Source organism: Sporolactobacillus pectinivorans (genome assembly GCF_002802965.1).
Taxonomy (GTDB): domain Bacteria; phylum Bacillota; class Bacilli; order Bacillales; family Sporolactobacillaceae; genus Sporolactobacillus; species Sporolactobacillus pectinivorans.
Genome location: NZ_NXGA01000001.1, coordinates 1,315,008 through 1,328,234, shown reverse-complemented (window position 1 = coordinate 1,328,234; position 13,227 = coordinate 1,315,008). Strand labels below are relative to the sequence as shown.

12 protein-coding genes are annotated in these 13,227 nt (G+C 47.6%); all 12 read right to left on the bottom strand.

Annotation, left to right across the window (positions count from 1 at the left end):
* Positions 1-7: 7 nt before the first annotated feature.
* Positions 8-940 carry a DNA-binding protein WhiA gene (whiA, locus tag COP04_RS06330; RefSeq protein ID WP_100487207.1) on the bottom strand — a complete coding sequence of 311 codons (933 nt, stop codon included), beginning with the start codon at positions 938-940 and terminating at the stop codon, positions 8-10.
* Positions 941-958: 18 nt separating this feature from the next.
* The gene (locus tag COP04_RS06325) at positions 959-1,921 is read right to left on the bottom strand and encodes a gluconeogenesis factor YvcK family protein (RefSeq protein ID WP_100487206.1); all 963 of its coding nucleotides are present in this window, start codon (positions 1,919-1,921) and stop codon (positions 959-961) included.
* Positions 1,922-1,930: 9 nt separating this feature from the next.
* The gene (gene rapZ, locus COP04_RS06320) at positions 1,931-2,794 is read right to left on the bottom strand and encodes an RNase adapter RapZ (RefSeq protein ID WP_100487205.1); all 864 of its coding nucleotides are present in this window, start codon (positions 2,792-2,794) and stop codon (positions 1,931-1,933) included.
* A 433-nt stretch (positions 2,795-3,227) separates the two neighbouring features.
* On the bottom strand, positions 3,228-4,190 hold the full coding sequence (gene trxB, locus COP04_RS06315) for a thioredoxin-disulfide reductase (protein ID WP_193437396.1): 963 nt from the start codon (positions 4,188-4,190) through the stop codon (positions 3,228-3,230).
* Between the two features lie 130 nt (positions 4,191-4,320).
* Complete coding sequence (locus COP04_RS06310; protein ID WP_100487204.1) at positions 4,321-5,832, bottom strand: tetratricopeptide repeat protein; 1,512 nt, start codon at positions 5,830-5,832, stop codon at positions 4,321-4,323.
* A gap of 242 nt (positions 5,833-6,074) precedes the next feature.
* Entirely contained in the window at positions 6,075-6,596 is a 522-nt protein-coding gene (locus tag COP04_RS06305; protein ID WP_100487203.1) for a DoxX family membrane protein, read from the bottom strand.
* 173 nt (positions 6,597-6,769) lie between these two features.
* Positions 6,770-7,423, bottom strand: a complete 654-nt coding sequence (gene ppaX / locus COP04_RS06300) for a pyrophosphatase PpaX (RefSeq protein WP_100487202.1) — start codon at positions 7,421-7,423, stop codon at positions 6,770-6,772.
* 69 nt (positions 7,424-7,492) lie between these two features.
* Positions 7,493-8,302: a prolipoprotein diacylglyceryl transferase gene (gene lgt, locus COP04_RS06295; RefSeq protein WP_100487201.1), complete on the bottom strand. Its 810-nt coding sequence runs from the start codon at positions 8,300-8,302 to the stop codon at positions 7,493-7,495.
* A gap of 100 nt (positions 8,303-8,402) precedes the next feature.
* Positions 8,403-9,323, bottom strand: a complete 921-nt coding sequence (gene hprK / locus COP04_RS06290) for an HPr(Ser) kinase/phosphatase (protein ID WP_100489566.1) — start codon at positions 9,321-9,323, stop codon at positions 8,403-8,405.
* Between the two features lie 316 nt (positions 9,324-9,639).
* Positions 9,640-10,026 (bottom strand): phage holin family protein, encoded by a 387-nt coding sequence (locus tag COP04_RS06280; RefSeq protein ID WP_239984785.1) that lies wholly within the window; start codon positions 10,024-10,026, stop codon positions 9,640-9,642.
* On the bottom strand, positions 10,023-10,217 hold the full coding sequence (locus COP04_RS06275) for a PspC domain-containing protein (protein ID WP_100487198.1): 195 nt from the start codon (positions 10,215-10,217) through the stop codon (positions 10,023-10,025). Before COP04_RS06275 ends, COP04_RS06280 begins: the two co-directional genes overlap by 4 nt.
* A gap of 120 nt (positions 10,218-10,337) precedes the next feature.
* Positions 10,338-13,220 (bottom strand): excinuclease ABC subunit UvrA, encoded by a 2,883-nt coding sequence (uvrA, locus tag COP04_RS06270; protein WP_100487197.1) that lies wholly within the window; start codon positions 13,218-13,220, stop codon positions 10,338-10,340.
* Positions 13,221-13,227: the final 7 nt, after the last annotated feature.

Sequence of the window (13,227 nt, the reverse complement as noted above, 5' to 3'; positions counted from 1 at the left end):
CAATTATTTACTGACCCTGACGAATCCGGTTGGCAATTAGATCAATTTTTCGGAAGCGGTGATTGATGCCTGATTTACTAATTGGTTCACCTCCGACCATCTCGCCGAGTTCTTTAAGTGTAACATCAGGGTTTTGCAGTCTGAGCTCGGCTATTTCGCGCAGTTTTTCCGGAAGTTCATCAAGTCCAATGCTTTTCTCAATCAGGTGTATATTTTCCATCTGCCGCATGGCCGCACCGACTGTTTTGTTCAGATTGGCCGTTTCACAGTTGACCAGCCGATTCACGGAGTTGCGCATATCTTTCACGATCCGGATATCTTCGAAATAGAAGAGTGCCTTATTCGCACCGATAATACTTAGGAAATCGGTGATTTTCTCGCCTTCTTTCATATAAATGATATACCCGTTTTTTCTGGACAGCACTTTGACGTTCAAGTCAAACGTATTCATCAGTTTAGCCAAAGAATACGTGTGTTCTTCATAATTAGAAAATATTTCAAGGTGGTATGAGGATTCCGGATGATTCAGGGAGCCACCGGCAAGAAATGCTCCGCGAAGGTATGAGCGCCTGCAGCACTTCTTTTTTACAAGTTCCGGAGCAATTTCACGTGTAAACTGGCTGCTCTGATCAATGATTCTTAGATCACGAAGAAAAGGTCCCGCTGTTTCCTTAAGCCTGACGATGTAGACATTATTTTTTTTTAGCCGCATTTTTCTGCGGACAAGGATTTCAATCTGATAGTGGTAAACCTGTTTGATCAGCCGATAGATTCGCCGCGAGATAGCCGCGTTTTCAGTTGCTATATCGAGCTCAATACGTTTGCTCCTGATCGATACGAACCCGTTCATCCGGGTCAAAGCCGCCAGTTCAGCACGCGCGCAGCAATCATCAACTTCCAGCATAGTCAGTTCTCTTTTGGTATCTGCGGCGAATGACATCGCAAGGCCTCCTGAACTTCAAACTTTTTTTTCTGTAAACAATGTCATCAGCAGCTTCGCGATCGCTGCCTCATTGTGACGGATGACGCCACCCGCCGTCTTGATCAGCGGAGCTGTAATCACATTCAGTCCCTGTGCCTCAAGCTTTTCACGGTCAACAGACACAGGTTCTGCTCCTTCCGCAGCATAGCGTTTGAGAATTGACGGCACAATCGGTTGATTGTTCGCGATAATTGTATCTATAAAAGAGCATCCGACATGACGGTTAATAGCCATAATATGATCTGAAGCGGAAAATCCGTCTGTTTCGCCCTTCTGAGTCATCACATTGCAAACATAGACTTTTCTTGCCTTGGAAAGAATGACCTCCGCAGCCAGTTCCGGAACGAGAAGATTCGGGATAACACTGGTGTAAAGACTGCCCGGTCCGAAAGTGATCAGATCAGCTTTCCTGATTGCCATCACACTTTCCGAAAGCGGTCGAATGTCTGCAGGTTTCAGAAAAACATGCTCGATCTTTTTATTGGCCATGGGAATACTTGATTCGCCTTCGACAATGCAACCATCACTCATGACAGCGCCCAGCACGATGCTCTGATCGGCTGCAGGCAGCACTTGGCCATGTACATTCAGGATGTGGCTCATTTCCCTGACACCCTTGACAAAATCTCCGGTGATCGATGTCAGGGCAGCGATAAGCAGGTTGCCTAGCGAGTGCCCATTCAGCCCACTGTCTGTTTTAAATCGGTGCTGCAGAAGTTTTTCAAATACCGGCTCAACATCTGATAAAGAAACGAGCACGTTGCGTATGTCCCCCGGCGGAGGAATTTGCAATTCATTTCTTAACATACCACTGCTTCCACCGTCATCCGCTACTGTCACAATTGCAGTAATATCCACTGGGCATTTTTTCAAACCCCGGAGCACTGCAGGGAGTCCTGTTCCCCCTCCAATGGCAACAACTTTTTTCTGATCTGTCATTGTTTTCGATTATCCTCTCTCAATATCCCGGTGCGACACACTTGTCGGGTAGTCGACAGACAACACTTTGCCAATCCATTCTGTCAGTGCGACAGACCGGTGTTTGCCGCCGGTACAGCCGATTGCAATCACCAGCTGCCCCTTACCTTCACGTTTATACTGTGGAAGCATGAACTTCAGGAGCTCCATCAATTTCTGTAGAAACTGCTGCGTTTCAGTCCATTTTAGCACATATTCTGACACGTCAGGGTCAAGCCCAGTCCGTTCACGCATATGCATAATATAATATGGGTTTGGAAGGAAACGCACATCGAAGACGAGATCTGCATCAATCGGCAGTCCATACTTAAAACCGAACGAGAGCAAATTGACGCGAAATGATTCGCTTTCACTGCCGAAATCACTGATGATCTGATCCCGCAGTTGCCGTGTCGACAGATCTGAAGTATCAATATAGTATTGGGCAAGCCCCTTGACTTCTTCCAGTTTCTTCCGTTCAAGCCGGATCCCCTCAACCGGGCGTCCCTTAGGCGAGAGCGGATGTGAACGGCGTGTTTCCTTATAACGCCTGACAAGTGTCTGATCGTTAGCATCCAGAAACAATATTTTAGGCCTGATTTTTTCTGCCTTGCTGAAGGCATCCAGTGACTTGAACAGTGAGTCAAAGAACTCTCGCCCGCGCAGGTCCATAACCAATGCCAGTTTATTCAGTTTATCTGAGTCCGAGTCTTCAATCAAATCGATAAATTTCGGCATCAGGGTCGGAGGAAGATTATCAATGCAGAAATAGCCCATATCTTCAAAAATACGCGTTGCGACCGTCTTTCCTGCACCTGACATTCCTGTAATGATCACCACTTGGATGTCTTTCATCTTTCTCCCGTCCCGTCACCTGTAAATTTCTAATCATGTGGCAAATTCTAAAGAACACTTGGCAAAGCCAAGTCTCTGGCAGGGCCTGAGCCACAAATCTATTTCACCATTACTGCCGCCTTCCCTTTACAGTATACTCGAAAACCAGTCGATCAGAAAGTAATTCAAAAAGGATACACCAAAACTTCTTGAGTCACATTCCGCACAGATAGTCAAAAAATGAGTTTGGAGATAACTTATTTATTGCAAAAAAACGGCACGTTATTTTTAACGCGCCGCTAAATTAATTATAATATCTAAAAAGGGGGGTCAATTTCTATTTTAGTATAACTTTCTTTTATTTCAGAATAGTTACGCAGAGGTTAAGTATGGTTAAAAATGGAGCTGATTGATAACCTGATACCTACGACAAAAGTTACACATCTATTTACACTTAACCGACAGTCGACGCGTCCTTCATTTTTTCAACGTACTTCTGTGCATTGTCTGCTGCAATGCTTCCGTCACCGGTCGCCGTCACAATCTGGCGCAGTTCCTTCTGGCGGACATCCCCAGCTGCAAAAATCCCCGGAATGCGGGTCTCCATTTTTTCATTGGTAACGATGTAACCCTGTTCGTCGGTGATGCCAAGAGCTTCAACCGCCTTGGTGAGAGGATTCATGCCGACATAGATAAATACACCGTCTGCCGGAAAATCGGTCTCTTCCCCCGTTTTAGTATTTTTGAGCGTCAGGCTTGAAACTTTACCATCTGTTCCGTTGATTTTCGTGCAAACTGTATTCCAGATAAAGTCAACTTTCTCGTTGTTAAACGCGCGTGTTTGCAGGATTTTCTGTGCACGCAACTGATCTCGGCGATGAATAATCGTCACATTGGAAGCAAAACGGGTCAGATAAGTGCCCTCTTCAACTGCCGAGTCTCCGCCCCCAATTACAGCAAGCTTCTTTTCTTTGAAAAAAGCGCCATCACAGACTGCGCAATAAGAAACACCGCGGCCTGCCAGCTCTTTCTCACCGGGGACACCCAGTTTTCGGTATTCGGCACCGGTCGTCACAATGACTGTGCGCGCTTTGTATTCCTTTTTTCCGCAGACAACCGTTTTGAAATCTTTTCCATCTTTGATTTCCTTAATATCGCCATAGGCATAAACAGCGCCGAATTTTTTTGCGTGTTCAAACATTTTATTAGAAAGTTCTGGACCCAAAATTGATTCAAATCCAGGGTAATTCTCAACTGCTTCCGTGTTTGCCATTTGTCCGCCCGGGATACCGCGCTCAACCATCAACGTGTCCATATTGGACCGGGCCGCATAAACTGCTGCCGTCATCCCGGCAGGACCGGCACCTGCTATAATCACGTCATAAATTTTGTCTTCATCTGCCACCTTTGATCCCATCCTCCCTGATTGTTGTTAATTGTAATAATTATTATCTGCTTAATTGATACTTCTATGCTAAAGAATGGCAGAGTTAAAGTCCAGAAAACTGCTCGGTAACAAAACAGTTCATCTTCTGTCACCCCGGGGGTCAGTTCATCAGCTTTTCTTCCCACTTGCTGTCAAGTGAACGAGTCAGTTCCGTCACGTGCTTGCGGATGCGGTAAACCGTCGTACCGGCCAGATCTGCAGCTGCTTTCTGAGACATGCGCATCCCGAATTCTTTTTTCCATAAATAAAAGAGCGCAGCAGCCCAACCTGAGCAATCTATTTGGACCAAGCCTATCAAGGGATCAACGACGAACCAGAAGCTGTACAACTCGGGATGTTTCATAGCTTCTTTTTCTCCACCAATGAGCTCCTCAACGATTCTCATGATCCGTATTCTAGCGTCTGGCTGCCCCGACTGCCTTTCTAAAATAAAACGGCCTGCCAACCCTTTGATCTGTGCATCCGGGCCTTTTTGATAAATCTCTTCGAGCAAGGCCACGCTTTCACTCCGTGCCAGATAAAACAATGAAAAAAGCTGATAACCGCGGCTGCCATCCCAAATTTCCTCCCGGAGCAGATCGCCGATCATAAAGTTCTTTTCCGCCCCGGTCTCGAACATCATATCCTGAATTTTCGTGTACTTGAAAGGATGAAACGGTTTGCTACTGAAATAATCCACCTGCTCCCAGTATCTTTCGGCCTGTTCCTGATGATTCATATGATAAGCGGAAAGCGCCATCCAGAAGCAAAAGACCTGATCGCTGCGGACACCTCTCCGTTCAGCAATTTTCAACCAGTAATAGGCCTTTTCATAGTCGCCGATAAAAAGATAGGTTGAGCCGATTTTCCCGCAATGTTCCGGCAGGATCGGGTAAATATTGCCCAGCCGGCCCATAATCTTTTGAAGATTATCATCATCCCCGAGTTGGTAAAAAAAAGTCGCCAGGTTGCACAGCGTATGAATATTTCCCGGATCCTTTTCCAGGACGGCCTCAGCAGCAGCCAGCGCTTCTTCAGTGGCACCCGTTGAAAAATATGCGATCATCAGATTATTTTGAGCAGCAAGATAGTCCGGTTCCTCGCGGATTACTTTTTTAAAAAAATAAATGGATTCCTCAAATCGTCCGTGCTCCAGAGCTGCCCTGCCTCTCTCATGAAGACTGATATAAGGCGGCTCTTCGTACTCGTCCATATCCTGAGTCTCTGATGAAAGCATATCAAATAATTCCCGGGCTTCATGAGCAAAAGCTCCATGCGGCTCAAGGGCCATATATGTTCTTACTTCAGCGAGCGCTTCGTCAAATTCGCCGAGATAAGCATAATTATTTGCCATAAAAAAATAACATTCAGTCATTTGCGCATCAAGCTCGTGAACAATTTTTTTGAGCAAGTCAATAGATGAAGTGTAATCTTCCAGCTCGGACAGAATCGCCGCCTGCTGACAAAGATACTCCACTTCATTCGGTTTTATTTTCAGAGCGCGATCAATATATCTGCTTGCACGCTCGAGATCGCCTTTCTGATAACAGGTCATCCCTTTTTGATAGAAAAAATCGCCATCATAGCGAAGGGAAATAACCTGTTTCTTTTGCGAATGATCACCTTTACTCATACAATCCTTCTTCCTCTGCAACCCTGATTTCTCTCCGCAAAATTCAGTATAGCATATTTGTTTCCGCCTTTGAAAAAAATTGCCGGGCAGACGACAGAGGAAGTGCAGTTTTTGTTTGCTCCAGAGGTATCTCCCTCGCGAATGACGCCGCAGTGCCATCCCGACCCGCATTTCGATCGTAAAAATGGCCCAGCGACCAAATCACTGAGCCTTTTTTCAAAGTTAATAATTTTTGCGGAACGTCAGACCGTTTCCCCCTTAGCAACCGATTTACCGAACCAGCCTCCCACTGTTTTGCGAATCCACGGAATGACCCAGTAGTCCACACCCAGTTTTCCTGCATTAAATCCGGCAAAAAGAATAATTACACCGATCAAGACATAGGGCGGATTTGTTGAAACTGTCCCGGCGAACATATACATAAAGTTCATCAGCAGGCCAAAAAAGACAGCTGCTGTTGTCAGTGTCCCGAGAATTAGCCCGATGCCGACCAATAATTCGCCCCATTTGACCAGAAAACTGAAGAAAGGCGATGCAGGAAGAGCAATGTGCTGCAGAAACGCATTGAACGGTCCATAGAGCACATTCCCTGTCGGTCCCGTAACCGGATGAGCAATCGCGCCCTGCATGAATCCCGATGCATCAAAAGGCTTCGCGCCGAAAACTTTATGAAACCCGTCCGTTGTCCATTGCCAACCGAGCCATAAACGCAAAAGAAGTAAGATAACTGAAGACGTTTTGCTTGTTCGCAACCATTTAACCATGATGCCGGCCCCCAATCAAATTTAAGCGTTTTCATAAATAGGGAAGCAAAAAGTGATTTGCATCACTCAATTAATATATACCTCCTTTCCATTTGAATTTATGTGATTGAAGTCACATAAATTCTAGTCAATTTTTATTTTTTTCCCGTAATTTTATATCAAGGTTTAATCTGTCAAAAAGATGTATTTTCAGCGGCGCGCACAAGTTGCAGAAGATCGCTCATACTATCGATCAAATAATCAGGATGCAGTTTTTCCAGAACAGAGCGGCCTTTCATTGACCAGCCAACAGCTGCAGTGCGTACATGCGCACCCGAACCTGCCAGTATATCGGAAGGACTATCACCAACCATTAGTGTTGATTCGGCCTTTGCCGACAACTGCGACATTGCTTTCTCAACAGGTTCCGGATCCGGCTTAAGGCGAGCGACATCATCACTCGTCACAACCGTGTCAAAGTATCCGGCAATGTGTGTGAATTCAAGCCCGCGGTCAACCATATCCCTTTTTTTCGTTGAGACGACACCGAGTCTACAGCCCTCTTCGGAAAGTTTTGCCAGCGTTTCATTTACCCCGGGGAATTCGGTCACCAGACGGTCATGGAACCGGCTGTTATGCGCTCTGTACACCTCAATCATTTCATCCCTTTTCACAGGATCAACACTGCCAAAGCTGAGTTCCAGCGGCTCGCCAATAAAAGGAACTAAATCTTTTTTCGTGTATTTTCCCGGAAAATAACAATCAAGTGTGTATTGAAAAGAGGCGAGTATCAAATCGTTTGTGTTGATCAGTGTTCCGTCCAGGTCGAATAAAACAGTTTGAATCAATCCAAATCCTCCAGTCATTTTGAAAAATATAATATGCCGCCCCGTAAATTGCGGTGCGGCACAAAAAGATCAGGCATCCAGGTAATGGGGACGTTTTTCTTTCCTAAGTCTCCAGTACAGAATCAAGCCTACCCCGAGAATGACCAGCACACCGGCAAGCCACTGCGATACACGCAGTGGACCAAGCATCAGGCTGTCTGTCCTCAATCCTTCAATATACGAACGGCCGAGCGAATACCAGATAACATAAGACAAAAAAAGTTCTCCGCGCCGCAGGTTGACTCTTCTGAGAATGAGCAGGAGAACAAAGCCCGCAAAATCCCAGACCGATTCATAAAGAAAAGTCGGAATATAGTATGTACCATTGATCAGCATCTGATTGACGATAAAAGTTGGTAGATGCATATTTTCCAGAACCGCGCGAGTCGTCGCAACGCCATGCGCCTGCTGATCCATAAAATTCCCCCAACGTCCGATCGCCTGTCCAAGAATCACACTCGGGGCAGCTATGTCTGCCACTTTCCAGAATGACAGATGCTTAACCCTGCAAAAAATGATCGCTGTCAGCAGACCGCCTATCAGCGCACCATAGATGGCAATGCCACCATTCCATACGGCAATGATCTGCGATGGATGTTGTGAATAAAAGGACCATTCAAAAGCGACATAATAGATGCGCGCAGAGATCACGGCAATCGGTGCGGCAAACATGATCAGGTCAACATATGTATCCTTGGGAAGCCCCCGCCTGTTGCCTTCGCGCATGGCCAGCATCAGGCCGAGCAATGCGCCGCAGGCTATAATAATACCATACCAGTAAATGTGAATGGGCCCCAGATGAAGCGCGATCGGATTCAATGGGTAAATTGATTGATCCATTGTATTCTCACCTTACCTTTTTCTCAGATGTAAAAATGATCTTAGTTGAGGGGCAATCCCTGGATTTCCCCTTATCAGAAGTTGATAGTGGACAAACTTGCTACCGTTCATTCAGTGTATCATTCAGACGGTCAGAAAATTGCTGTGCCGCGTGATAGCCCATGTTCTTCAGGCGGAAGTTCATCGCCGCCACTTCAATAATTACGGCAAGATTGCGTCCGGGGCGCACCGGCAGCACAAGGCGTGGGATTTCTGTATCAATCAGCTTGGTTCTTTCTTCGTCAAGTCCCAGGCGATCATAGACCTTATTCTGATCCCAGAGTTCCAAGTGAATGACAAGTGAAACCCGTTTGTAATTCCGAACGGCACCGGCACCGAACAGGGTCATCACATTGATGATGCCGAGTCCGCGGATTTCCAGCAAATGCTGGATCAGTTCAGGCGCATTACCGACTAATTCAGATTCGCCCTCCTGCCGGATTTCCACCGAGTCATCTGCCACAAGCCGATGCCCGCGTTTAACCAGTTCAAGTGCGGTTTCACTTTTTCCTACGCCGCTTTCACCGGTGATCAGCACACCGACTCCGTACACATCGACGAGAACGCCATGTACAGAAGTCATCGGGGCCAGCCTTGATTCAAGGTAATTGGTAATCATGCTGCTCAGGCGAGTCGTTTTCATCTTCGACTGCAGAATTGGAACATTGCGTTTATTCGATGAAATGATAAATTCCTCAGGAACTTCAATACCGCGTGAAATGACAATACAGGGTGTCTGTGCGGTGCAAAGCTGTGATGTACGTTTGTAACGCTCGTCCGTACTCAGCTCATTAAAAAAAGACAGTTCAGTTCGACCGAGCAGCTGCAGCCGCCGCCTGGGGTAATAAGTAAAATAACCGGCAATCTCCAACCCGGGACGTGAAATATCACTGACAATAATTTCGCGTCCGGTTCCTTTTTCACCACTGACCAATTTTAAATTAAAATGTTCAATCAGTTCACTGACGCGCACCTTATCCATAAGCGATAGCAGCTGCCCGGGCAAGCCACACCCGGTTCCTTCTTCAACGTGCACCTGCGTGGCAGGCTGGCATGCACTCTGAAAGCGTTAATTCCGTCCCAGCAAGGCGTACATACTTCCGGGAGAGATGCTCCCTCCATTCTGTCTGTCATTGCGCCGCACTGCCAGGCCCGGCGCTCCCGAAAGCTTATTTCAATCAAGGCGCGGGCAAACGCCAATGGAGGATCCGTCCGCGGCTGTCATCATATTTTCTTCATTTTACCATACATCGGCAGCATCAATGATCGTCTTTTCCACAAAAAAACAGGATGAACGGTCAGCCTCTTCTTAGCGGCCTGATGATAAACGTCCGAATAATCATCTGGAAAAGCGCCATAATTATCGCAACAATCAGTGCACTGCCAAAACTGTCGAGCCTGAAGGCCGGGCCCATAATGGCTGATGTCAGAAGAAGCATCAAGGCATTGATCACGAATATAAAAAATCCAAGTGAAAGAATCGTAGCTGGAAGCGAAAACAGAATCAGCACCGGCCGGACAAACAGATTGAGGATAGCAAGAACCACACTCGTCGCGAAGGCCGCGCCAACACCTGACAGATGAACCATCGTGTGCAGGTACCCCGCCAGTGTCATAAGAATAATCATGTTGGTGATGATATTAAGCAGCGAATTGGCAAACCAGTTTCTAAACAACTTACTCACTCCCCCTGTTCAGGAATGATAAAGTAAGCAAGAATATAGCCAATCGTGCATGGGAAAAAGAAGCTGGCGACCAGCAGAACAATAAAAATTACTCTGATCACTGTCGGATCGACATTAAAATATTCCCCGATGCCGCCGAGAATACCTGCAACTACCCGATTATCACGGGAACGGTACAGTCTTTTTTTCATAGTAAACCTCCTGAGTGGCTAATCTCTTTTCACTATACCCTCTTCTTGGCTTGTATAACAAGCCATAATGATAAAATCCGGCCAAATCAAAGCAAGAGGCGGAAAAATTTTCATTGCTGTTTATTCAGCTTTTCCCGCAGCAAGCCTCTGTTCGGTAAGGTGCTCAGCCATCCGCTTCCGGTCTCTTTCAAGAACCGGTTTTAAATACTTTCCAGTGTACGAACCTTCAGTTCCAGCAATTTCTTCAGGCGTTCCGCTTCCCACAATGGTTCCGCCGCCATCGCCGCCTTCAGGTCCAAGGTCAATCAGATAATCAGCGCATTTGATCACATCAAGATTATGTTCAATGATCAGCACGCTGTCACCGCTATCGACAAGCGCCTGCAGCACACGAAGCAAACGGGCAATATCGTCCGTATGCAGGCCGGTGGTCGGTTCGTCCAAAATGTACAGCGCGCGCCCTTTGGTTCTCCGGTACAACTGGGAAGCCAGCTTGACACGCTGCGCTTCGCCGCCTGACAGTGTCGTGGCCGGCTGCCCGAGACGGATGTACCCGAGCCCGACGTCAAACAGCGGCTCCAGCCTCCGCCTGATTCGCGGCACATTTTTAAAGAATTCGAGCCCTTCCTCCACTGTCATATCAAGTACATCGGCGATGGTGTTCCCCTTATAAGTCACGTCCAGTGTCTCTCTGTTGTAGCGCTTGCCATGGCAGACTTCGCAGGGAACATAGACGTCCGGAAGAAAGTGCATCTCAATCTTAATAATGCCATCACCGCTGCAAGCTTCACAACGCCCGCCTTTGACATTGAAACTGAAACGGCCTTTTTTGTATCCGCGCACTTTGGCTTCGTTCGTTGCAGCAAAAACCTCGCGGATCATATCAAAAACACCCGTATAGGTTGCCGGATTGGAACGAGGTGTACGGCCGATCGGGGACTGGTCAATCTGAATGACGCGGTCAAGTTCACTGATTCCTTTAATTTGCCTGAATTCCCCGGGGGCGTCCCGTCTGCCGTGCAGCTTCTGGGCCAGGGCTTTGAACAGTACCTCATTGACAAGCGTACTTTTCCCTGAGCCGGACACACCGGTAACGACCGTCATGATGCCGAGCGGGAAACTGACATTGACATTTTTAAGGTTATTCGCCTTTGCACCGACTATCTTAATCGCCCGTTTCGTGGCCTTCCGGCGTTTTAATGGAATCGGTATGAACTTCCTTCCGGACAAATACTGGCCGGTAAGTGAATGTTCATTCTTCATGATCTCCTGAGGCGTGCCTTGAGCGGTAATCTGGCCACCGTGCTCGCCGGCGCCCGGGCCGACATCGATGATGTAATCCGAGGCGAGCATCGTGTCCTCATCATGCTCGACAATGATCAGTGTGTTGCCAAGATCACGCATATTAAGCAATGTATGGATCAATCGGTCATTGTCACGCTGATGAAGCCCGATGGATGGCTCGTCCAGAATATAAAGCACACCCATCAGCTGTGATCCGATCTGCGTCGCCAGCCTTATTCGCTGCGCCTCACCGCCGGAAAGCGTTCCTGCCGCCCGGCTCAGTGTCAGATAATCCAGACCGACGTCAATCAAAAATTCAGTTCTTTGTTTGATCTCGCGCAAAATCAGGCGGGCAATGATCTGTTCTTTAGGCGTTAGTTCCAGCTGGGTGAAAAATTGCAGCGTCATCCGGATAGGCATCTCTGTCACTTCACTGATATGTTTCCCGCCGATTTTGACAGCAAGCGCTTCAGGGCGGAGCCGGTAACCATGGCAAGTCGGGCAGGGTTTCTGCATCATGTATTCCGACATCTGTTCGCGGATAAAATCAGAAGTCGTCTCCTTGTAGCGCCTCCCGATATTCGGTAGAACGCCTTCGTAGTACATTTCCTTGTCGCGGACATCGCCAAATTCATTCTCATAATGAAAATGGATTCTCTCCGTTCCCGCTCCGTGAAGAATAATCTGTATCTGATCCTTAGGCAGCTTCTCCACCGGCACATTCATATCGATGCCAAAATGCGCACAAGCAGCTTTCAGCAGCTGCGGGTAATACTGCGAACTGGTTGGTTCCCAGGCCGCGATCGCACCCCCGGCCAGCGTCTTCGTCCAGTCCGGAATGACAAGATCGGGATCCACTTCCATCCGCGACCCCAATCCATCACAATCCGGGCAGGCGCCAAACGGACTGTTGAATGAAAAAAGACGCGGTTCAAGCTCACCGATTGAAAAACCGCAATACGGGCAGGAATGCTGCTCGGAAAAAAGCAGCTCCTCCCCCCCGATCACATCGACAACGGCGCGGCCCTCAGTCAGCTTACAGGCAGCTTCGAGAGAATCTGCCAGCCGCCCTTCGATTCCGGATTTGATAATAATCCGGTCAATAACGACATCTATATCATGTTTCTTGTTCTTTTCAAGTTTAATTTCTTCACTTACTTCATGCAGCTCACCGTCAACGCGAACCCGGACATAGCCCTTTTTCTTGATCTCTTCAAGAACTTTCGCCTGAGTTCCTTTTCTTCCGGAAACAAGCGGTGCAAGAATCTGCAGTTTCGTCCGCTCCGGATAAGCAAGCACGCGGTCTACCATCTGCTCCACCGTCTGGGAAGTGATCTCGATTCCGTGTGTTGGGCAGAAAGGATGACCGACGCGAGCGAACAGCAGGCGAAGATAATCATAGATCTCCGTAACCGTTCCGACCGTCGAACGCGGATTGTGGCTCGTTGTTTTCTGATCGATTGAAATCGCCGGAGACAGCCCTTCAATGGCATCGACATCCGGTTTATTCGTCTGGCCGAGGAACTGGCGGGCATAGGCCGACAATGATTCAACATAGCGGCGCTGCCCCTCGGCATAGATGGTGTCAAAAGCCAGTGATGATTTTCCGGAACCGGAGAGTCCGGTAACAACAACCATTTTGTCACGCGGAATCGTTACATTGACATTTTTCAGATTATGTTCGCGAGCACCTTTGACGACAATGTTTTCCAATACCATAAATCTT